This window comes from Paenibacillus wulumuqiensis, from assembly GCF_000971965.1.
GTDB classification, from domain to species: domain Bacteria; phylum Bacillota; class Bacilli; order Paenibacillales; family Paenibacillaceae; genus Saccharibacillus; species Saccharibacillus wulumuqiensis.
This window is the reverse complement of sequence record NZ_LAQP01000001.1, coordinates 35,654-54,912: the sequence shown is the minus strand read 5'-3', so window position 1 is coordinate 54,912 and position 19,259 is coordinate 35,654. Positions and strand designations below refer to the sequence as shown.

Genomic DNA, 19,259 nt, shown 5'->3' with positions numbered 1-19,259 from the left:
TTAATTAGCGCAGATTGAACCACAGTTTGCGTTTTTTCACCGGAGAAGGCAGATAATCGCTCAACAGTTCTCTCAGTACCGAAGCTGCTGCCGGCTGATGATCAAAAGGATCCGGATGCCAGGGAATACTGTACACCTGCTCCGTATGAAGCTCCCGCTGCAGACGCTGCACGGCATCTTCCGGAGCCAGTGGAAGACAATATTGCCATTTGTCCTGAGGATACCGGCGCAGATCTGCAGACATTTGCAGCACATCCTGGTAGCGCCATTCCGCTCCTGATCCCACAACGACTGGAATATCCGCACGCAGAAATTCCTCCAGCCGATCATTTTGCTGGTAACGTCCTAGATCGAGAATGATAAACCGATAGCTGCCACCGAGCAATCCCACCACTTCCGCTCTGGCCGATTCACGCCAGTAATCAACACCTTCTAACGTAAACTTGCGTTCTTCCAGCAGCATATGCTGTTCTGCCATTCCATCCACTGCTACCTGCTGTATGCGGGCAAAAGCTCCAGGCGTATGGTTCATTTCCACCAGTGCGACCTTTTGCTGGCTTCTCGCCAGATGATGGGCAATGGCAACAGCCGTATGTGTAGTTCCCGTACCTGATGTCGCTCCCATAACCGCAATAACCTGTGTGGTCTTGTTCCAACTGCTGGCAGCTACATGAGGGCCTCCGTGCATCCGGTTATAATGTTCGTTGACAGCCTGACCGAGTGCCATTCTGGTGTCGGCTGCAGACTGGAATCGCTCGGATGGCTGATGATGAAGCAGCTTGCGCATGACTGGAATCATCGCTTTGGGTATGTCATTGCGTATAAATTTTTCCATGCCGGGCATCCATTCACTGTAATGTCCTCCGGTCGCCAAATACAGAAGAAGTGCTCCCAGTCCGTACAGATCCGAACGGTGATCGGTCTGTCCGCTTCCATATTGCTCCGGCGCAGCAAAGCCGATTGTGCCCAGTTTCACGGTATCCTGGCTTTCCTCTGGTTTAAAAGTACGGGCTATGCCAAAGTCAATCAGCCGAATATCCATACCTGAAGTGATCATCACATTGGATGGCTTCATATCGCGAAACACGATCGGAGGTTCATGCTGATGCAAATAGTTCAGTACATTACAGAGTTGATCGGCGCAGCGTATAATAAATGCTGTGTCCACCGCGGCAGGCTGGCTTTTGAATTTTTGTTCTAAGGTCTCTCCCTCGATATAATCCATAACCATATACGTATACCCGTCCGGATCGTCAGCGATAAAGTCGACAATCCGCGGTAAAAACGGATGACTGAGTGTCGTCAGCATTTTGGCCTCTGCCGCCACCTGCCTGTATTGAGATGGTGAAGAAATGCTTTCTTTTACAGCCCATTTCTTGCCGGGCAATCTCAGATCATGAGCCAGATAGACGTGGCTCATTCCTCCGCTGCCCAGTTTCTCATCAATACGATAGCGCTCTGCAAGCACCATTCCCTCATAGAGCCGCGTTGGATGAATCATATATATACCGCTCCCTTCCGAATACAACAAAAAAGGGAAAGCCTCCGTCTCACCAAGCAGACATATGATGTCTGTTCAGAAGACGGGATGCTTTCCCTATCCATTGTATATCCATATACCTATATTATAGTAACATTCTCTGAGTTTGTAAAGGAAAATGCAAGCCTAAAGACTCACTTTGATACACCGGAATTACTTTTGGGCTGCAAAAGCTTCGCGATTGCGCTGAATCTGATTCACATGGCCTTCCAGATGAGTCACGCAGAGTTTTTCTACCAGCGCCCGGGCCGTAATCTCGCCGTCTACATTATGCTGGCCTGTACGCTTCTGGTCCTCTTCGGTGATGGTCTCCAGCACGGGAGCAAATGCTCTGCGCATCGCCAGCAGCGCCTGCAAATGATGTTCCAGATCAAGTGAAGCATATCCGAGCCGCTGTGCCCAGCGATCCTGATCAAAAGCAACGATCACCGGATTGTCATCCGCCAGTATGGCCTTGAGCCGATGCTGCAGCACAATCTCCACATCATACAGATGAACAACAATCTCGTGAATACTCCATGCTGCCGGGTCAGGTTTGAATTGCAGCTCTGCCTCGGGAATACAGCGTACCTGCTCGACAAAGCGTTCCATATCCGGTAAATAACGATAGATTGCATTTTGCATAACGCACAGCACATCCCTCTCAAAGATATATAAACCGTTACAGATTAGTATTTCACCATATACAGCGTAATCTCATCGCGATTGTGGAAAAGCTGCTTGGCCCGCTGTATCTGAAGTCTGGATTCCTCGAACGTATGGATAACCTCCTTGATCAGTGCAAGTGGTTTTTTATGCATGAGTTTGACAGTAACGATAACCGTACCGCCGGGCACGACCGCATCCAGCAGATCAATAACGAGCCTTGCCGTCAGTTTGGGGCTCCAGCTCATATCACAGACGAGCAGATCAAATTCTCCTGCGCTGAGCTTCACTTCGGATGCATTGCGCCGGATCACTTTGAGATTCGGATAGTTCTGCAAGGAAGGATGCATTTTGGCAGGATCGACAGCTGTTACCTTCATGCCCCGCTCAAGCAGGAACGACGTCCAGCCTCCAGGTGCAGCTCCCACATCCAGGGCGGAGCGGAAGCTTGTAAAATCAATGCCAAACACCTTTTCCGCTTCCAGCAGCTTGAATTTGGCACGTGAAATCTGTCCTTCTTCCCGCTGAAAGCGTACCGCCCCTCCATTCCAGTCAGACAGGTTATCTTGCGGAAGCGATATGCCTGCATACAGACGGTCTGCTGTCCAGAAGACAGACAGGATCAGATCCGGATTCTGCACGGTATATTCGGAATGCAGCGAAGTCAGACGCTCTTCGAGCAGATGACGAAGCTCGGACATATTCTCTTCCACGTCCGCATCTCCGCTCTTACGCACCTGCACCGACAGCGATATGCCGTATAATTCTTCGCGCTTGAGCAGCAGTTCGGTCAATGCATCCAGCGGATGCTGTCCAGGTTCCAGCTGTTCCAGCACCAGATCGTAGCGTACAGGCTGAATATGACGCAGGAACATCGGCGTTTCCATTTTCAGACGGGCAATGACATCTTCCGGTGCTGCAGGAAGTGTCAGCAAAAGCACTTCACTATGGATCAGCACTGAACTTTTGACGGAGCCAAAGCTGCGTTTCAGTTCCTCCTGCGCATATGCGGCGAATCCGTGATTGGCCGTTCCGATCCAGCGGGATTCCGCCTGTATGTCCTGCCCCTGCTGTATAGTATTCTCATCATTCATGAATATTCTTATAGCCTCCAATAGTTTATGCAATAACACTCCGTATATGTTCAAGTATACGCTGTACCGACTCCATCCGGTAGAGCATGTGCGGACTTTTCACACGCCAGGCTTCAAATGCGATCAGGCAGGGAACACTTGTTATTTCATAAGCCTGCACAAACCGGGGAGCAAAATTGATATTAAGCGCATAGACCATATGATCCGGCAGCAGCGGAAGCGAAGTCTCCAGCATCCTTCGTCCCATCCGGCAGGTACCGCATAACGGAGTATATACGTAGATCGCAATGGCCTCTCCGGATTGTGAGGCCATTTCCAGAGCCTGCTGCTCCGTTAATTCCTGAATCACGGCCATCACTCCCTGTATTATTTGCCGCGTGCGGCTGCACGGGCGATTTGTTCCAGCAGCTCTGCCGGCATCGGGCCATTATGCACAATGACCTCTTCCGGCTTCGCCTGGTAAAGCAGTTCATACATCTTTTTCTTGCCATACATGCTGGAGGTATGCAGATAGATCTCCCTGGCGTACAATCCCTCATGAATCATGGCTTTGACAACATCCGTTCCATCCATCTGGCCAAAACCAAGCTCGTGATCGAGCGAGAGGATGTTCACTTCGCATTCACGAAGCATCATTAGACATTCCTCTCCGTCTCTTGCCAGCGCAAATCCGTCGGGACATGGACGGTAATCATCCATATACAGATTGATCATCAGCCTGCTCCTCCCGGATCACTGTTCGAACTGGGATGCCGGACAGTAGTAGGTTTTTTTGCCAGCTACGTCGGTTTTGACCACTTTGTCTGTAGCAGAGCGTACGGAAGGTTCTCCTTCGCGTTCATAGACACGGCGCAGCGCATGGAATCCGCCGGTCAGCGAGTCGTTTGCTGTCAGGGGCTGTCCTTCCATATGACCGCCTGTCTCAATCGCTTCTTCCAGTACACTATGCATGGCATTGTAGAGTTTGGACAATGCTTCTTCGTCGAGATCCTGCACCTTTGCTGAAGGCAGCAGTCCTGCCGTAAAGGCTATTTCATCCGCGTAATAGCTTCCGATCCCTGCAATCAGGGACTGATTGATCAAAGCGGTCTTGAGTGCACCCCGGCGGCCTTTGAACAGGGTAATAAACTGCTCTCTGGTCAGCTTGCGGTCTGTCGCTTCAGGGCCCAAATCGGCAAAGTAAGCCTGGGTTTCCTTGGCGGAGCAGAAATACATCAATCCCTGGCGTCCGGCTGTATAATACAGTGCTGTGCCATCTTCAAATTGCAGCTCCACATCCGACTTGCGATCCGCATTCTGTTCACGGATACCATAATACAGCGAGCTTCCAAGCACGATGCTGATCAGCAGGCGATGACCGCTGTGCAGATGCAGGTTCAGATATTTGCCGCGACGTTCAATAAAAGCAATCCGGTTGCCTGCCAGCATCAGATTGACATGATCCGCTTCAATATTTGTTACTTTTGGACGATGAACAACCATTTTCTCAATAGCTACATTCAAGATATAACCTGTCAGTTGGATCTTATAATTTTCAAGTTCTGGCAATTCAGGCATGGGTTTATCCCTCTCTCTCCAAGTATCATTCATATATTTCATGATTACACGGGCGGTTAGACCGGGCAATCCCTATAACTGATCGTACCCAATCTCGGCCAGTGTCTGACAGATTCGGTCCGGCTTTACACCTGTACGACGCTGGTGACTGGCCAGATTATCCATTGTCGTTACACCGGTCGTCACCAGCACAGTATAACAGCCCGCGGCAGCTCCTGCTGCAATATCTGTCATCATATTATCTCCTACCACAATCGTATCTGCAGCAGGCAGTCCCAACCGTTCCATTGCATATTTCATCAAAATGGAAGAAGGCTTGCCGATAACGACAGGCTCTACACCTGCAGCCGCAGAAATAGCTGCTCCCAGTGTCCCTGCTCCGGGCAGCAGCCCATCATGAGAAGGCAGCTGAAGATCGGGATTCGTCAATACAAAACGCGCTCCCTCTCCAATCAGCCGTAAAGCTCTGGTTAACTTCTCATATGTAAAAGAACGGTCAATCCCCTGCAGCACATAGTCCGGCTGCTGCTCGGTGGTATGAAGTCCTGCTTGGGCAACCGCCTCATGCAGTCCCGGTTCACCAATTACATATACGGATGCTCCAGGCGATTCTGCCGCGATGTAGGCTGCAGCGGCAAGCGCAGACGTGCATACACGATCTGCAGAAGCCTCAATGCCGAGGCCGCGCAGATGTTCTGCCACTCCTTCTGCCGTACGGGAAGAATTATTCGTTACATATAAATAAGGAATATTTGCCTGATCCAGGCTGCTTATCCATTCGGCAGCACCCGGAATCACACGGTCACCATGATACAATGTACCATCAAGATCAATCAGTAATCCTTTGCGATTGCTCATTTCCAAGCCATCCTCTCTATTACTCACAATCCCCATTGTAAAAAAAGTTGCGGCATAAGGCAAACGCTTTGCTTACCCTGCCGCAACTGTCTGTTGGAATCTACGGATTAACGTACCGGGAAAAGCTTATGCTCCTCCGCAAGCTGTGTATTGGCAAATATGCTTTTCGCTTCTTCCAACAACGAATGAAGCTGCTCATCGTCCTTATAGCGAGAACTAAAATGAGTCATAATCAGCTCGCCTACCTTCGACTCTTTTGCCGCCTCGGCAGCTTGTACAGATGTACTGTGATAATATTTGCGCGCCGTATCTTTCAGATCATTGCTGAACGTAGCTTCGTGTACAAGCAGATTGGCGCCATGTGCTAGTTTTTCCACATTTGGACAGGGACGAGTATCACCGAGAATAGTCACGATTTTTCCCTTTTTCGGCTCTCCGACGACTTGATGGGAGTGCAGAGTTTCCCCATTTTCCAGCTGTACACTGCCGCCGTTTTTCAGCTTGCCATATACCGGACCCGGCTGAATGCCGTACTGCTTGAGCAGTTCCTGATTGAGCTGCCCTGGACGATCCTTTTCAATAATCCGATAGCCGTAGCTGTCGATCCGGTGCTCCAGCAGAGCAGACTCTACTCGGAACGTCTCGTCTTCAAATACGACTCCGCCTGTATGTTCCTCGATAATCAGCTCGTATTCCATACGCGACTGACTCAGTTCCAGCGCCATATCGATAAACTGCTTGATTCCTGGTGGACCGTAGACGGTCAGAGGAGAAATCCCACCCTGATTGGAACGGCTGGATAACAATCCTGGCAGTCCAAACAGATGATCACCATGCAGATGAGTAATAAAGATCTTCTCCAGCTTGCTCAATTTGAGCTGTGAGCGGAGAATCTGATGCTGGGTTCCTTCCCCACAATCGAACATCCACAAAGCCTTACGCTCTTCGTAAAGCCGCAGACCGATTGATGTTACATTACGCTGCAGGGTAGGCACACCTGCATTTGTTCCAAGAAAATATAGTTCCATACCTGATAACCTTCTCTCTATATATAGCGTTTCTTGCTGTCATCATGCTATACCGCAGTCTGAAGCCTGGGATATAGACCTTTTATAATGATGCATCCCATCCCGCGGCTGCTGCAGCTTAATAAAAATCCCCCGATGGCTTCGGAGGATTATGCCTGTCATCCTGCCGCTATCGGTTCGGATCGATTCCCGACACGCATAACGGATGTTATATCGCTCAAGCTCAACTCTATTATCATACCATGATATGCGCACTTCCAAAAGTCACTAAATAGGCTGCTGTTTCTCGCTTATGCAGAAGCCATCTGCCTTTGGAGCGGATGTATTTTAATACCCGTATTTAAAAGTGTGAAATCACGGCATATCTCCATTTGGTTGAACCTGTCTGTGTCTTGCTTTATGATCAGTAGGAACATGTACAAACGGAATTATAATGAATTGTTGATGAAAGTGTCGACAACGAAAGTATTTTCTTTTATAATACATCATAAAAATGATGAAAGAAGGGTAATCCGATGGCTGAAATCAGAATTAGAAATACAAATGAGCGAATTGCTGGAGATGACAATGTCCTGGAGTTCCTGAACAAGCACGAAGTGGTCTATGAGAAATGGGATGTGTCCAAGCTGGCTCCCGAGCTGAGCGAGAACTTTACGCTGACTGACGAGCAGAAACAGGCTGTTCTCGATACATTTGATGCCGAGATCAAGGATCTCTCAGCCCGTCGCGGTTACCGCACCTGGGATGTAATCACTCTCTCCGAAGCGACTCCTGACCTCGAAGCCAAACTGGCCAAATTCGAGGAGATCCATACGCACACTGAAGACGAGATTCGTGCGATTGTATCCGGGAATGGTATTTTCATCATTAAAAGTCCGGAGCATGGCTACTTTGATGTGGAGCTGGAACCTGGCGATGTTATCTCCGTTCCAGAGAACACACCTCACTTCTTCACCCTGGTGGACAATCGCAAAATCGTCGCTGTCCGCCTGTTCGTCGAAACCGATGGCTGGGTAGCTCATCCGTTCGCAGATTCCAGTTTCCAAAAAGCTTGATTATCTGTCATATCATTTCTATCTCCTATCCTTAAAACAAAATCCCCTGCGCTGGGTAGCTGCAGGGGATTTTTACATATCTTTGCGTAATGTCTGCTGATATCAGACCAGTTGAGCCGTAATATCATGAAGATCTGTCAAACGCTCAATCTCGTAATCAGGATGAATATCACTGTCATTCACCTTGTGGTTGCGATTAACCCAGACTGCCTTGATCCCGGAGGCCAGAGCACCCTTGATATCGGTCGTCAGTTTGTCTCCTACCATCAGCGCCTGTTCTGGCTGTACATCCAGCAGCTTCAAGGCATGATGGAAAATGGAAGGGTCCGGCTTGCCTTTGCCAAACGCTCCGGATACCACAATATGGTCAAAAAATGGAGTCAGCTCCGGCACGCCATCCAGTTTCTCCTGCTGCAGAGCCGGACAGCCGTTGGTCAGCAGCAGCAGCTTGACCTTGCCTTGCAGTTCACCCAGAATCTGCAGCGTCTCTTCGTAGATATGTGGACGACTGCGACGCTCCTGTACAAACTGCTCGGCCAACTGATCCGCCAGCTGTTCATTCTCCACTCCCAACGCACTTAGTCCGCGCCGCCAGGCATCCCGGCGGTATACCGGAGCAATCTGCTGCAGCTGCCGGAACTCCTGCTGTTCGCCAGCAGAGAACTGTGCCCACAATCCTTCAAACGGATTGATGCCGATCTGTTGAGTAAAAGCGAAAGTCTCATACGATTCATACAGCGCTCTGGCTTCACGGCGTACCGATTCTTCCAGAGCGGAAGCATCAACACCTGCCGCCTGCTGTGCTGTCAGGCAGGTCTGTTCAAAAGCTTCCTGTATACTGCGTTCATCCCATAATAAGGTATCGTCCAGGTCGAATAAAACAGCTTCAATACTCAACGTCAAATCCCCCTTGATCTTTCGGTTATCCCCGATTGTCTAACACAGCTTCATATTACAATTTGTCTTCAAGCGTAACATTATTGGCAGCTGCAAAAGTTCTCAGCTGTGCAGCCATTGCATTCGTATCATAACGGTTCAGTGTGCGGGCAAATACCCATGCTCCACCTTTGCCGCTGTGCTCGATGATCACATAGCCTTTTTGCAGACGGATCTTCTTGATCTGAGCTGCTGTTACGAGGCGTTCACGGTTAAATTTGGTCGTGATCACTGCATCTTTGCCGACTTTGAGATACGGTCTGCGCAGATAAAGGATAACGCCTAGCAGCAGATACATAACTACCGTTACAATAAACAATACGGTGCTGCCCATGGATGCAGGATACATCAGACCCATCGCACCATAAGCCAGACCGAGCAGAACCAGCGTAGCCGGGAATACAAAATTCCGGCCTTTGTAGGTCGTATATTCGGATGGTTTGGTGCTCTTGCTGCCTACTTCGCTTTGACCGGCCTTTTTGCGCCGGGCATTGACCTGCTTGGTATTACGTTTGACTTGCCTCTCCCAGGAACGGGACATCGCGATTTCCCCCTAAATAAAATATAAAAGATGATTGTTCTATATTCAGACTGGTCGAACTGTAAGCCGTACTTCCTAAGGGACAAGCCGGACTGGCAGTTCAATGATCTCAATACGCTTACATGTCGAGAAACCGTGAAATGAAAGGGGATGCCCAGCCATGATCAGCTATGACATCCCTGTATGGTTGTTGCATCTTATTATAATGAAGATTGAACAATACCATCTTATTTATATTGGAATATCTGTTTCACCATGCCGCGCAGCAGCTGCTCAGCGTTTGCCTTTGGCGCTGTCTTCAGCGTCTTCAACAAACTCAATGGTCTCCAGCTGCTGACGGAAATTGCGGCGGATATTACCAAGATAAACGGCACGAAGTTCATCCCGCTCGATTGTTTCTTCTGCGGTCAGACCGGTGTCCTTCTTTTTACGTGCCAGTTCATTAATACGTGCAATCAGTACATCGATGTCCATGACTAACCTCCCATTCTTATCTTTACTAACTTTGACATGTAAAAAAAGGCTTGTCAAGGCTATTACAGCCGGACAAGCCTTTTATATATCAATATAGAAATAAGGTGTATATAGCTCAATTAATCATACGGAATAACCAGTACATCGCCGCTCTTAATCTGGGTGGAAACGAGCTGGTTATGATCGCGGATCTCAGCTACATAATCACGGATATCCGTCTCCTCGGATTTGTAACGAGAAGCGATTGCCCAGAGGCTGTCACCACTCTCAACAATAACACGCTGTTCGTTGCCCGGCACTTCATCGGCAATGACCAGATGCTGAAAACCTCCATATAAAAGGATCGATGCGAACAGAACACAGATGAGCAGGCGTCCGCTCGATTTCCATTTCGACTTCTGGACGGTCATCTCAATTAGATTCAGCGTCTTCTGTCGCAGTGTTTTTTTGACAGGTTTTTGGCGGGAAACTGCTTTCCGTTTCTGGTTCGTATCATCAGGCAGCTCGGAAGCGTATGTCCATGTATCGACTGTCATCCCTTTCTCTGCCTTGGTTGCAGAAATGGGAGCAGTCTGGCTCGGCTGTGCTGTATCCGCAGATGTATGTTGAATATCGGTCTTAATGGAAGCGGCAGATTGCTCCTGCTGTTCCGGCTGATTGTGTATGCTCTTGTATGTACTGTACTTTAACATGAATACCACACCCCAAACGTTTGTTCTTGTTTCTTCGTCAATAATATAGCACGAACATATGTTTTGATCAACACCTTTTTGCGAACTTTCGTTCGCTTTTTTGGAAATGAGGTGTATGATGAATAGGGAAGCGGGTTGAGGCAATTATAGCCGTCTGCTTTGCTTCGAAATAAGGCAGGAGGAAATAGTCACTAACTTTTAGAACTTATGTTTGTACGAACGGAAGTTCTATGTTATACTTTTTCCAAACGTTACTAGTATTGGGGTTGATACGGCATGTCCAAGATTTCAAGTCGCCAACAGGCTATTCTGGAATTTATCCGGAATGAAGTTAAACTCAAAGGTTACCCACCGTCCGTACGTGAGATTGGTGAAGCTGTAGGTCTGGCTTCCAGTTCCACTGTACATGGTCATCTGGATCGTCTGGAGAAAAAAGGCTTGATCCGCCGCGACCCTACCAAACCTCGCGCGATCGAGCTGCTGGGTCAGGAAGAAACCGAAAATAATCTGCTGTTTGCGCAGACGGTGTCCCGTGTACCGATTATCGGCAAAGTTACCGCCGGCGTACCGATCACTGCTACTGAGCATATTGAAGATTATTTCCCTCTTCCACAGCAATTTACAGGTGACAATCAGATCTTTATGCTTTCCGTTGTCGGAGACAGTATGATTGAAGCCGGTATTCATAATGGTGACTTTGTTATCGTCCGCCAGCAGCAGACTGCTGATAATGGCGATATCGTTGTTGCTATGACGGAGGAAGACGAAGCCACCGTCAAAACGTTCTACAAAGAGAAAGATCATATTCGTCTGCAGCCGGAGAACCCAATGTACGAGCCGCTTCGTCTGACTCGTGTCACGATTCTTGGCAAAGTAGTGGGCTTGTTCCGCAACCTGCACTAAGTTTTGTCGCTGCGCGCAGATTGCTAACCAGCCCTTTGCATGTATGATCACTCTTGTTCCGCCACTTTCCTTTGTGGCGAAATAACCGAAACGCAAAAAAGACTCCTGTTTATGGAGTCTTTTTTGCGTTTCATGGGTTTTACCTTTTGTCGGCTGGATTCTGCCTATCTAGTTTATCCATTTACTTTGTTCATTTGCTCCGATAAGCTGATTCAGCCATGATTAACAATGCCTGTTGGGCATACCCTGTTAGGTGGCTACATCTTACGCAGCCTGTTCAGCTCCTGAATGAATCCCTCGAGCAGCAAACTGATATTCTTGATCTCCGCAGCATGCTGCAGCTCCAGCTTTAACTTGCGCGCTTCAAACACTTCCTTGGCCTTGGTCGTATGAAAAGAATACGAATGGTACATATCATAGGTCTCGCCTTCGCTGGTTCCTTCGATATCAATCCGCTGATAAATCTCTTCCAGACGTCGGCAGATCTCCAGTTCCACCCGTACATCGATAATGTCTCCGCCTGCCACGTCGCTTCCCCGCAGCGGATTCTCGATCGTGTACAAATTGCGCAGTTGCTCCTCCAGATTGCCGATATGCATCTCACAAATAGTAATCAGACGCTGCCTGACTTCCTTGTCCATTGAAATGCCTCCTTTATTTGTACGAATGGTGCTGCAACAAGTGGTCAGTCATTTATTACCCGCACCGGTCATAGAGTTACCTCATGTTCGTAAAATAGAAGAGTGTGTTCTTGCATTATTAGTTCTCGCATTATTATTAGATAAAGAAATAGTAGTAGATAATCCATTTTGATTCCAAAAAAGGGTGTATGCAATTATTTAGTTACATACTGATCATATAAAAAATAAACATCCCAAACTCCCTTCAACCTTTTGCATAATTTTATAGTGAAATTGCAATCGGTATGAACTACAAATCTCATACCAATCTTTCTCTATGGAGAACTACTATGCTCAATTCTCAGTTTGTCTGCAATAGCTGCAATAAACGAACTATTGGTCGGCTTTATTTTGCTGACGTTAATTTCATAATTGAAAAGGTGACTCATATGCGACATATCTCCCCTGTTCCAGGTAACTTCGATCGCATGACGAATCGCACGCTCAACCCGTGCCGGATTGGAATTGAACTTTTGGGCTATTTGGGGATACAGCACTTTGGTCACGGAGCCGAGTATATCGATGTTGTGATATACCTCTGTAATAGCTTCGCGTACGTATTGATAACCTTTGATATGCGGTGGTACACCAATTTCGTTCAGAATCTTGGTAATGGACGCTTCCAGAAGCTGCTCCTTGTCAGCATTACTAATCGGGGCTGCCGCTGCTACAGGGCGAGGCGCTGCAGGCACCGACGGCTGTGAATGATAGGCTTTCGCTGATACCGGTACGTCAGCCAGCTGTCGTATTCGGCTGCCCAACACCTGAAGATCGAAGGGCTTGAGCATAAAATAAGAGGCACCCAATTCCAGAGCACGCTGCGTTACCTGTTCCTGTCCAAAAGCAGTCAGCATAATAATCTTGGGTCTCGGAATAATATTCATATCAGGAAGACGTTCCAGCACTCCTAATCCATCCAGATGCGGCATAATAATATCCAGCAGCACTACATCCGGTGGTTCCGGTAACTCTTCAATCAATTGTAAAGCCTGCTCCCCATTATAGGTCGTACCTGCGAGAGTCATATCTTCCTGATGGGAGATGTAGTCTGACAGCATCTGCGTGAATTCCCGGTTATCATCTGCAATGAGTACATTGATCATTATAAATACATATCCTCCTTTTCGTTAATAACAATCATATCACCACAAATATATGTAATAAAATGGTATTAAAGGTATTAATATGATTGTAACACTTTTAGGGAGTTAGTTTTCAAGTTTAGTAATTGAAAATAAAATTTATTGTAATATTTTCCAATTTAGTGGAGGCGTTTGATGCTATGCAATGATTTTATTTTGGTCCATTATAGTTTCCAATAAAAAAGACGATGCTATGATATGCTCTCGTCTTGTCAGATTTCCATCAAATTGGAAGTACCTAGGTTAGATTTACTTTATCAAATTTGCTAATCTTGATTAGGGAGCAGCATTAGCTCTCCAACTGAGCAAAAAATAAAGCCCTGTTTGCCGATAATCGGCAAACAGGGCTTTTTGCAGCTTAATACAGCGTCATATACTGATCGCGTTCCCACTGGTGAACCTGTGTTCTGTACATGTCCCATTCGATCTCTTTCAGCTCATAGAAGTGAGCTGTCGCATGCTCTCCCAGTGCTGTAACGACAACATCGTCACGCAGCAGTTCGTGCAGTGCTTCTTTCAGATCGCCTGGCAGGCTCGGGATACCTTCGTCGATACGCTCATCTTCAGTCATTATGTAGATGTTGCGGTCGATTGGTTTGGACAGGTTCAGCTGACGGTCGATTCCATCCAGACCGGCTCTCAGCATAACAGCCAGTGCCAGATAAGGATTGGCCGTTGGATCCGGATTACGTACTTCGATACGTGTGCTCAGACCACGGGAAGCCGGGATACGAACCATCGGGCTGCGGTTACTTGCAGACCATGCTACATATACAGGAGCTTCATAACCAGGCACAAGGCGCTTATAGGAATTCACTGTCGGGTTGGTTACCGCTGCCATGGAACGGGCATGACGCAGAATACCTGCCATATAATGACGGGCTACCTGGCTCAGTCCCAACTCATCCGATTCATCGTAGAATGCATTGCTGCCATTCTGGAAGAGGGATTGGTGACAGTGCATACCGGAACCGTTCATACCGAACAATGGTTTTGGCATAAATGTCGCATGCAGACCATGCTGACGGGCAATCGTACGAACAACCAGCTTGAACGTCTGAATCTGGTCAGCCGCCTGCAGTGCATTCGCATATTTGAAGTCGATCTCGTGCTGACCTGGAGCTACTTCATGGTGAGAAGCTTCAATTTCAAAGCCCATCTCTTCCAGCGTAATCACGATCTCACGACGACAGTTCTCTCCCAGATCGGTAGGTGCCAGATCAAAGTAACCACCCTGATCATTCAGTTCTTCGGTCGGATTGCCGTTGGCATCCGTACGGAACAGGAAGAACTCCGGCTCTGGTCCAACCATCATCTCGGTGAAGCCCATAGCTTCCGCTTCCTTGAGGTTGCGTTTCAGAATACCGCGCGGGTCACCAGCGAATGGTGTACCGTCAGGCATATAGACATCACAAATCAGGCGCGCTACGCGGTTCTCGGTTACCCACGGGAAGATCACCCATGTGTCCAGATCCGGATACAGATACATATCGGATTCCTCGATACGTACATAACCTTCAATAGAAGAACCGTCGAACATCATTTTGTTATCCAGTGCTTTGGTCAGCTGGCTCAAAGGGATTTCGACGTTCTTGATCGTACCCAGCAAGTCAGTAAATTGCAGGCGGATAAATCGTACGTTTTCTTCCTTGGCAATACGCAGAATATCGTCTTTTGTATAACTCACGTTACCCTCTCCTCTGTGCTCTTTTATTTTTTATTGAAGAATCGGGATAATTCCCCTTGGATCAGTGAGACTTGTCCAGGACGTTTGCCTGTGACAAGCTGCTGCTTAAGCATACGATGAAGTTGCGAATCTGACAATTCCCTGCGGCGTTCTTCCGTGTCCGCCGTGATCACTGTAGCTTCTTCCGATTCCTTGGATACCGGGTTCATCACCTGCTTGATCCCTGCGATATTTACCCCTTTTTCAATCAGAGCCTTGATCTCCAGCAATCGTTCTACGTCATTAAAGGAAAATAACCGCTGGTTACCCGACGTACGCGCCGGTACGATCAGATTATGCTGCTCGTAGTAACGGATCTGCCGTGCGGACAGGTCTGTGAGCTTCATTACGATCCCGATAGGGAACAGCGCCATATTTCTCCGAATTTCATCGCCCATATATTCATCAACCTTCCAATTAACTTTTAAGTTATCTGTATCCTATTGTACATATCCTGATATCAAGCGTCAATAACATGTTAAGTTTACTCACAATAATTTTATATCCAGTTAACATGAGGTTAATAATTGTGGATGCAAACGCTTTTTAACGCTATATTTCCATACTTATTATGGATATATTATAACATCCATTCTTCATCCAGATGACCCTGGCTGTCTCATAATCCATTTCTGAATAAGACCATTGGAAAAGCTATCAAAAGCCGTCCTGCAGGATATACCGCTGCGGTTCATAAACTTTTTTATCCAAATCGATTCCCATGGTTGTCGATTGTTTCGTATCCTCTGCACACCGAGTGTATGCACGTGAATTTTATAATAAATCGCGTTCAAGCATCGTCTGCAGGGCCATCAGTACACCCAGTTTGACATGAGAAAAGGTAAGACCACCCTGCATGTAGCCGATATACGGTGCACGGATTGGTGCATCCGCAGACAATTCCAGACTGCCACCCTGGATAAATGTACCAGCTGCCATAATGACCGGATGCTCATAACCCGGCATATCCCAAGGTTCAGGTACGACATGACTGTCGACAGCTGCAGCCCGCTGAATGCCCTGTACAAATGCGATCAGCTGCTGTTCACCCTTGAAGGATACCGCCTGAATCAGATCTGTCCGCTGTTCATTCCAGCCAGGCTTGCTGTTGAATCCGGCCACTTCAAACATGGCTGCAGCATAGATGCTGCCTTTGAGTGCCTGTCCTACAATGGTAGGTGCCATATACAGCCCCTGATAGATGCCGCGTGTGGTCCCCAGCATGGCTCCCACCTCTCCGCCGATTCCCGGAGCGGTCAGCCGGTAGGAAGCAAGCTCTACATACTGGCGTTTGCCGCATATGTAACCGCCCGTTTCGGCAATACCGCCGCCTGGATTTTTGATCAGCGAGCCGGCGATAAGATCTACGCCTACCTGTGTCGGTTCCCGTGTCTCTGTGAATTCGCCATAGCAGTTATCGACGAAAATAATAAGATCCTCACGATATTCACGAATCCGGCGTACCATCTCTTCAATCTGATCTATCGTAAAGGAAGAACGCCAGTCATAACCACGGGAACGCTGAATTCCGATCACCCGGGTTTTCTCATTGATCAGCGAAGCGACCTGTTCCCAATCGACCTGCCCGTCCGCTGTCAAAGAAGCTTCCTGATAGGTAATACCGAAATCAGCCAGCGATCCTTTACCATCACCGGGTTTACCGATTACTTTGTGCAGCGTGTCATAGGGACGACCTGTAATGTACAGCAGTTCATCTCCCGGCCGCAGCACGCCGAACAGCGCTGTAGCAATCGTATGTGTACCCGAGGCAAAATGCGGACGCACCAGGGCAGCTTCACTGCCAAATACTTCGGCATATACTTCTTCCAGTACTTCTCTTCCCCGGTCATTATAAGCGTAGCCTGTTGAACCTGCGAAGTGATAATCACTTACACGGTGTTTTTGGAAAGCTTCAATGACTTTCCACTGGTTGGCATCTACAATGCGGTCCATGCCTTTTACAGCCTCACCGATCATCTGTTCAGCCTGCACGGACCATTCCATTATTTGTTTATCAAAAACTGGCATTCCTGTCTCTCCCCATAATGATAGCCCGCCCCTATGAATATAAGGCGGGCTATCAGCATATTCATCTTCCATCATTCTACCACAAACCAGCGCTGCTGGCTAAGCCGGCGCATCGTTGTTCACATGAATACGACGCATCTGTGCAGATTACATCGTAAAATGTAAACTTTCGCGCTTCATATTTTACATGCAGCGGTAGGGTGAAGGGAAGTCTTTATTCAAAATGTCGCAATTCTGTCACTTTATTTCATATTCCTGCAGTCGATAACCGAATTTATCATAATCGGTCTGATTAATCTCTACTGTAAACAGGGCATCATTATCTTCATAATCCTGATCTACTACACTGCTGAATGTGTACAGTTGCGAGATCAGATCTCCACGATCGGCCGGGATACGATAAGTGCGTGTGCCGCCTGCCAGCTGATCCTGAACCATGTTTTTGACCGCTTCCAGATCCTGCTCATTGTAGGCGCTGATACGCAGATGCGTCTGATCAACAGGCAGCATCTCCTGCTGCTGTGGCGTACACAGATCGATTTTGTTATATAAAATGACCTGCGGCTTGTTACCCGCGCCGAGTTCCTGGAGAATTTCGTCTACCACTGTCATTTGCTCATCTCTGCGCTCTGAAGAAGCATCTACTACATGGAGGATCAGATCGGCTTCATTCACCTCTTCCAATGTGGCACGGAAAGCGGCAATCAGATCATGCGGCAGATTCTGGATAAATCCAACCGTATCGGTCAGCACAATTTCTTTGCCTCCTGGCAGTTCCAGATTGCGGGAAGTAGGATCCAGGGTAGCGAACAGCTGGTTCTGAATATAGACATCTGCATCGGTCAGCTGCTTGAGCAGGGTCGATTTGCCAGCATTTGTATAACCGACGAGCGCCACCTGCACTGCGCCTGCTTTTTTGCGGCGTTCACGGTACAGTGTACGATGACGCATAACCTCTTCAAGCTGGCGCTTTAGATCGGTAACACGGGAACGAATATGACGGCGGTCTGTCTCCAGCTTGCTCTCACCGGGACCCCGTGTACCGATACCACCGCCCAGACGGGACAGGTTTTTACCCTGGCCGGACAGGCGTGGCAGCAGATAGCTGTATTGAGCCAATTCCACCTGCAGAATACCTTCACGCGTCTTGGCACGCTGAGCGAAGATATCAAGGATCAGCTGGGTACGGTCAATGATTTTGGCATCCAGATGTTCTTCCAGGTTACGTACCTGTGCACCGGACAGTTCCTGGTCAAAGATCACCGTATTCGCCTCCAGCGAATCGACAAGAATGCGAAGTTCTTCGACTTTCCCTTTACCAATAAACCAGCGTGAATCCGGTGTCTCCCTGTTCTGCGTTAGCTGCTCCAGCACTTCTACACCTGCTGTCTCGGCCAGACTGACCAGTTCTTCGATCGAGCCTTCCGCGTTAACGCCATTTCTTTTATCCATCTGGGTATACAGACTGACCAGTACGGCTCTCGCCTGCTGCTCGGTCTGCGTATCGTGAGTTTCATTTTTCATATTATCCGGCTCCTTGTAAGATATAATGGCCCGGGTCTGTCAGGAAAGGAAGAGTAATCTCCCTATCCTGTTATTCAGCACCCGCTTCATTGTGCAATGATGTACTTGTTCTATATTTACCATTGTTGCTGCAGATGAATCGGATCAGGAAGATTTGGGGATTCCCTTCTTCAAAAGCCTAACTATCATTCAGTCAGTTGGATACACATACAGCAGTCTGTGTTCGGGCTAGCGATGTTCCCTGTTAAACAGACTCTGACGGTGCTTAAGGGATAAGGAGAATAATGGAAATGCATGAGCATCAATCTGCTTGAGCAGTTTGCTTGCAGTACGGTGCGCCAGTTCATAATCCTGCTCGGTAATCACTCTGCGACGCAGCGCATCGTCCAGCTCATCTTCGTCCAACAGGAAAATCTGCCCATCCTTCATTACGACGATATCCAGATACAAATCATCAAACCAGGGCACTCCCTGGTCCGTCACTCCCTGTGTTTTGCAAATATCGATATACCATTCGATAATCTCCTGCTTGTCATCGAACATGGCGGTTACGACATAATTGGCGTTCTCGGGATAGTATTGCATCCACGAATATTCTGCTGCTGCGATACAGAACCGGCGTCCGCCGTAGATTTTATACAAAGGCTCACGCAGGCGGTTCATATGGTACAGTGTCACATATCCTGTAAAAATACTATTATTGACGTAGCGACGTGTATAGCTGCGCTGGATAACGCGTCGCCAGTTCGCTCGATCTGCAAATTTACGTTTCATGGAAGTGTCCCTTTCCTACAAAGTAACTTCAGAATAGCATATTTGCCCGTATCACTCAAAAA

The 19,259-nt window shown here is 48.0% G+C and carries 21 protein-coding genes; 2 read left to right on the top strand and 19 right to left on the bottom strand.

What is annotated here, in order from left to right:
- Positions 1-4 precede the first annotated feature (4 nt).
- The 8 genes from WH45_RS08500 to rnz all read right to left on the bottom strand — a co-directional run bounded on the left by WH45_RS08500 (position 5) and on the right by rnz (position 6,722).
- Positions 5-1,501 (bottom strand): serine/threonine protein kinase, encoded by a 1,497-nt coding sequence (locus WH45_RS08500; RefSeq protein WP_046213973.1) that lies wholly within the window; start codon positions 1,499-1,501, stop codon positions 5-7.
- A 192-nt stretch (positions 1,502-1,693) separates the two neighbouring features.
- Positions 1,694-2,164, bottom strand: coding sequence for a DinB family protein (locus WH45_RS08495; protein ID WP_052723682.1), 471 nt, complete (start codon positions 2,162-2,164; stop codon positions 1,694-1,696).
- 44 nt (positions 2,165-2,208) lie between these two features.
- Positions 2,209-3,279 (bottom strand): SAM-dependent methyltransferase, encoded by a 1,071-nt coding sequence (locus tag WH45_RS08490; RefSeq protein WP_046213972.1) that lies wholly within the window; start codon positions 3,277-3,279, stop codon positions 2,209-2,211.
- A gap of 25 nt (positions 3,280-3,304) precedes the next feature.
- Positions 3,305-3,628 (bottom strand): thioredoxin family protein, encoded by a 324-nt coding sequence (locus WH45_RS08485; RefSeq protein WP_052723681.1) that lies wholly within the window; start codon positions 3,626-3,628, stop codon positions 3,305-3,307.
- A gap of 17 nt (positions 3,629-3,645) precedes the next feature.
- Positions 3,646-3,993: a cyclic-phosphate processing receiver domain-containing protein gene (locus WH45_RS08480; protein WP_046213971.1), complete on the bottom strand. Its 348-nt coding sequence runs from the start codon at positions 3,991-3,993 to the stop codon at positions 3,646-3,648.
- 18 nt (positions 3,994-4,011) lie between these two features.
- Positions 4,012-4,836: an Fpg/Nei family DNA glycosylase gene (locus WH45_RS08475; protein WP_046213970.1), complete on the bottom strand. Its 825-nt coding sequence runs from the start codon at positions 4,834-4,836 to the stop codon at positions 4,012-4,014.
- Between the two features lie 72 nt (positions 4,837-4,908).
- The gene (locus tag WH45_RS08470; protein ID WP_046213969.1) at positions 4,909-5,694 is read right to left on the bottom strand and encodes a TIGR01457 family HAD-type hydrolase; all 786 of its coding nucleotides are present in this window, start codon (positions 5,692-5,694) and stop codon (positions 4,909-4,911) included.
- A 107-nt stretch (positions 5,695-5,801) separates the two neighbouring features.
- A complete protein-coding gene (gene rnz, locus WH45_RS08465; protein ID WP_046213968.1) occupies positions 5,802-6,722 on the bottom strand; it encodes a ribonuclease Z in 921 nt (306 codons plus the stop codon).
- Positions 6,723-7,237: 515 nt separating this feature from the next.
- Between rnz and WH45_RS08460 the strand changes: the two genes are divergently transcribed.
- The gene (locus WH45_RS08460; RefSeq protein WP_046213967.1) at positions 7,238-7,777 is read left to right on the top strand and encodes a cupin domain-containing protein; all 540 of its coding nucleotides are present in this window, start codon (positions 7,238-7,240) and stop codon (positions 7,775-7,777) included.
- A gap of 102 nt (positions 7,778-7,879) precedes the next feature.
- Here WH45_RS08460 and WH45_RS08455 read toward each other — a convergent pair whose 3' ends face one another.
- From WH45_RS08455 to WH45_RS22775, 4 genes are all read right to left on the bottom strand, one after another.
- A complete protein-coding gene (locus tag WH45_RS08455; RefSeq protein WP_046213966.1) occupies positions 7,880-8,674 on the bottom strand; it encodes an HAD family hydrolase in 795 nt (264 codons plus the stop codon).
- Between the two features lie 55 nt (positions 8,675-8,729).
- Complete coding sequence (locus WH45_RS08450) at positions 8,730-9,254, bottom strand: hypothetical protein (protein WP_046213965.1); 525 nt, start codon at positions 9,252-9,254, stop codon at positions 8,730-8,732.
- Between the two features lie 273 nt (positions 9,255-9,527).
- Entirely contained in the window at positions 9,528-9,728 is a 201-nt protein-coding gene (locus WH45_RS08445) for a DUF896 domain-containing protein (RefSeq protein WP_046213964.1), read from the bottom strand.
- 119 nt (positions 9,729-9,847) lie between these two features.
- The gene (locus WH45_RS22775; protein ID WP_052723680.1) at positions 9,848-10,420 is read right to left on the bottom strand and encodes a LysM peptidoglycan-binding domain-containing protein; all 573 of its coding nucleotides are present in this window, start codon (positions 10,418-10,420) and stop codon (positions 9,848-9,850) included.
- 276 nt (positions 10,421-10,696) lie between these two features.
- Here WH45_RS22775 and lexA point away from each other — a divergent pair, with 276 nt between their 5' ends.
- Positions 10,697-11,323: a transcriptional repressor LexA gene (lexA, locus tag WH45_RS08435; protein WP_046213963.1), complete on the top strand. Its 627-nt coding sequence runs from the start codon at positions 10,697-10,699 to the stop codon at positions 11,321-11,323.
- A 257-nt stretch (positions 11,324-11,580) separates the two neighbouring features.
- On the opposite strand, the gene WH45_RS08430 is transcribed toward lexA, so the two are convergent.
- From WH45_RS08430 to WH45_RS08400, 7 genes are all read right to left on the bottom strand, one after another.
- Entirely contained in the window at positions 11,581-11,964 is a 384-nt protein-coding gene (locus WH45_RS08430; RefSeq protein WP_046213962.1) for a hypothetical protein, read from the bottom strand.
- 314 nt (positions 11,965-12,278) lie between these two features.
- Positions 12,279-13,106: a sporulation transcription factor Spo0A gene (gene spo0A / locus WH45_RS08425; RefSeq protein ID WP_046213961.1), complete on the bottom strand. Its 828-nt coding sequence runs from the start codon at positions 13,104-13,106 to the stop codon at positions 12,279-12,281.
- 397 nt (positions 13,107-13,503) lie between these two features.
- Positions 13,504-14,832: a type I glutamate--ammonia ligase gene (gene glnA, locus WH45_RS08420; RefSeq protein ID WP_046213960.1), complete on the bottom strand. Its 1,329-nt coding sequence runs from the start codon at positions 14,830-14,832 to the stop codon at positions 13,504-13,506.
- Positions 14,833-14,855: 23 nt separating this feature from the next.
- Positions 14,856-15,269, bottom strand: a complete 414-nt coding sequence (locus WH45_RS08415; protein ID WP_017812459.1) for a MerR family transcriptional regulator — start codon at positions 15,267-15,269, stop codon at positions 14,856-14,858.
- Between the two features lie 376 nt (positions 15,270-15,645).
- Complete coding sequence (locus WH45_RS08410) at positions 15,646-16,875, bottom strand: methionine gamma-lyase family protein (RefSeq protein ID WP_235338352.1); 1,230 nt, start codon at positions 16,873-16,875, stop codon at positions 15,646-15,648.
- 261 nt (positions 16,876-17,136) lie between these two features.
- The gene (gene hflX / locus WH45_RS08405) at positions 17,137-18,423 is read right to left on the bottom strand and encodes a GTPase HflX (protein WP_046213958.1); all 1,287 of its coding nucleotides are present in this window, start codon (positions 18,421-18,423) and stop codon (positions 17,137-17,139) included.
- Between the two features lie 228 nt (positions 18,424-18,651).
- Positions 18,652-19,197, bottom strand: a complete 546-nt coding sequence (locus WH45_RS08400) for a ribonuclease FAU-1 family protein (RefSeq protein WP_046213957.1) — start codon at positions 19,195-19,197, stop codon at positions 18,652-18,654.
- Positions 19,198-19,259 lie beyond the last annotated feature (62 nt).

Coding starts and splice junctions, on each gene's coding strand:
- WH45_RS08470 (WP_046213969.1), bottom strand. CDS start 5,694: ATGAGCAATCGCAAAGGATTACTGATTGATCTTGATGGTACATTGTAT.
- WH45_RS08460 (WP_046213967.1), top strand. CDS start 7,238: ATGGCTGAAATCAGAATTAGAAATACAAATGAGCGAATTGCTGGAGAT.
- spo0A (WP_046213961.1), bottom strand. CDS start 13,106: ATGATCAATGTACTCATTGCAGATGATAACCGGGAATTCACGCAGATG.
- WH45_RS22775 (WP_052723680.1), bottom strand. CDS start 10,420: ATGTTAAAGTACAGTACATACAAGAGCATACACAATCAGCCGGAACAG.
- rnz (WP_046213968.1), bottom strand. CDS start 6,722: ATGGAACTATATTTTCTTGGAACAAATGCAGGTGTGCCTACCCTGCAG.
- WH45_RS08415 (WP_017812459.1), bottom strand. CDS start 15,269: ATGGGCGATGAAATTCGGAGAAATATGGCGCTGTTCCCTATCGGGATC.
- WH45_RS08500 (WP_046213973.1), bottom strand. CDS start 1,501: ATGATTCATCCAACGCGGCTCTATGAGGGAATGGTGCTTGCAGAGCGC.
- lexA (WP_046213963.1), top strand. CDS start 10,697: ATGTCCAAGATTTCAAGTCGCCAACAGGCTATTCTGGAATTTATCCGG.
- WH45_RS08450 (WP_046213965.1), bottom strand. CDS start 9,254: ATGTCCCGTTCCTGGGAGAGGCAAGTCAAACGTAATACCAAGCAGGTC.
- WH45_RS08475 (WP_046213970.1), bottom strand. CDS start 4,836: ATGCCTGAATTGCCAGAACTTGAAAATTATAAGATCCAACTGACAGGT.
- WH45_RS08400 (WP_046213957.1), bottom strand. CDS start 19,197: ATGAAACGTAAATTTGCAGATCGAGCGAACTGGCGACGCGTTATCCAG.
- WH45_RS08490 (WP_046213972.1), bottom strand. CDS start 3,279: ATGAATGATGAGAATACTATACAGCAGGGGCAGGACATACAGGCGGAA.
- WH45_RS08410 (WP_235338352.1), bottom strand. CDS start 16,875: ATGGAATGGTCCGTGCAGGCTGAACAGATGATCGGTGAGGCTGTAAAA.
- WH45_RS08480 (WP_046213971.1), bottom strand. CDS start 3,993: ATGATCAATCTGTATATGGATGATTACCGTCCATGTCCCGACGGATTT.
- WH45_RS08445 (WP_046213964.1), bottom strand. CDS start 9,728: ATGGACATCGATGTACTGATTGCACGTATTAATGAACTGGCACGTAAA.
- hflX (WP_046213958.1), bottom strand. CDS start 18,423: ATGAAAAATGAAACTCACGATACGCAGACCGAGCAGCAGGCGAGAGCC.
- WH45_RS08430 (WP_046213962.1), bottom strand. CDS start 11,964: ATGGACAAGGAAGTCAGGCAGCGTCTGATTACTATTTGTGAGATGCAT.
- WH45_RS08495 (WP_052723682.1), bottom strand. CDS start 2,164: ATGCAAAATGCAATCTATCGTTATTTACCGGATATGGAACGCTTTGTC.